The sequence below is a fragment of the Oscillibacter sp. CU971 genome (genome assembly GCF_905219725.1).
GTDB lineage: Bacteria > Bacillota > Clostridia > Oscillospirales > Oscillospiraceae > Oscillibacter.
On sequence record NZ_CAJMXG010000442.1, the window covers coordinates 1 to 1,648 of the forward strand.

A 1,648-nucleotide genomic window follows, 5' to 3' on the forward strand; every position below is an offset into this window, starting at 1 on the left:
CCAAATAAAAGCAAAATGAATGAACTAAGGGGCAAGGCCGCCCATTTACAGAGGCTTCGTATCTCTATAAAATAAATGCATAGCTTTCGCCAAAGGCTGACATTTTTTCAAATTTCTCGGAAACAAAGCGCAACCGTCGGAGCTGCGGACTCCATTTTGCCCGCAGCTCTCCCGGCGGTCCCTGCAAAGCAAATCCCATGAATGAAATAAAAACGAGAAAGGGGAAAACCATGATTTGGACTTTGGTAACCTTTGTTGGATTCACAATCCTTGTGGCGGTCATCTCCTGGTGGAAAACAAAAGGGGACGATCAGACTTCGGCTGACGGCTATTTCCTCGCCGGGCGGGGCCTTCCCGGCTTCGTCATCGCAGGCTCCCTGCTGCTGACAAACCTGTCGGCGGAGCAACTGGTGGGCACCAACGGGCAGACCTGGAGCGTGGGCATGAGCCCCATGGCCTTTGAGATCGTCGCGGCTCCCTGCTGCATCGTCCTGGCCCTGTTCGCCGCTCCTAAGTACCTGAAAAGCGGTATCACCACCATCCCGGAGCTGATTGGTCTGCGCTATGACCGCAACACTAAGCTCTGGTTCTCCATTGCCTACATCGTACTCTACCTTGTCGTACAGATTCCCGTCATTCTTTACTCCGGCTCCCTGGTATTTGAAAACATTTTCAATGTTTCCGGTATCTTAGGAGTGAGCAAATTCCAAGCCGTTATCATCCTCTGTATCCTCATCAGCGTCATCGGTTCCATCTACGCCATCTTCGGCGGGTTAAAGGCCGTGGCGGTCTCCGACACGGTCAACGGCGTGGGTCTGCTGATCGGCGGTTTCATGATTCCCTTCTTCGCCCTGGCGGCCCTCAGCAAAGCCTCCGGCGGCTCCGGGATGATCGACGGCTTCCGCTACCTGATGGACAACTACTCCGACATGCTGAACTCCGTAGCCCCGGCGGATTCTCTGCCTCCGGCGGTACCCTGGCCCACGGTGTTCACCGGGCTGTTTTTCCTGGGACTCCAGTCCTGGTGTACCCACCAGTCCTTTATCCAGCGGGTGCTGGCGGCAAGGGACCTGAAAGAGGCCCAGAAAGGCGCCCTCTACTGCGCTTTCCTGAAAATCATTGGCTTCATGTACCTGGCCCTTCCCGGCGTTATCGCCTTCGCCATGTTTGAGCTTCAGGGCAACCAGGTCACCAATATGGACGAAGCGTATCCCCAGCTGGTGGCCCAGGTGGTTCCGCCGGTGTTGATGGGCTTCTTCGCGGCGGTGATGCTGGGGGCGATCCTGTCCTCTTTCAACTCCGTGCTGAACTCCGTGGATACCATGTTCGCTATGGACATCTACAAGGAGTTCATCAAGCCGGACGCCTCCGAGGAGCAGTTGGTCAAGGTGGGAAAAAATATCGGCATTGTCTTTGCCGTCCTTACCACCATCGTCGGCCCCCTGATCTACTTCTTCCCCGCCGGACTCAAAACCTTCCTGGATTCCCTGATGATGCTCATCGCCCTGCCGGTGGTGACGGCGGTGTTCGGCGGTTTCTTCTTCAAGCACCTGCCGGCCTATTCCGCCAAGCTCATCATGGTCATCCATGTGATTCTCTATGGTGGTTTTCTGCTGTTCCTGGGGGATTCCTTCCACTATCTATACGC

The 1,648-nt window shown here is 55.4% G+C and carries 1 protein-coding gene; it reads left to right on the plus strand.

The features are described from left to right. Positions 1 to 230: 230 nt before the first annotated feature. Positions 231 to 1,648: solute:sodium symporter family transporter (locus JX325_RS16370; protein ID WP_204792098.1), on the plus strand; the 1,418-nt coding region annotated here is incomplete at its 3' end.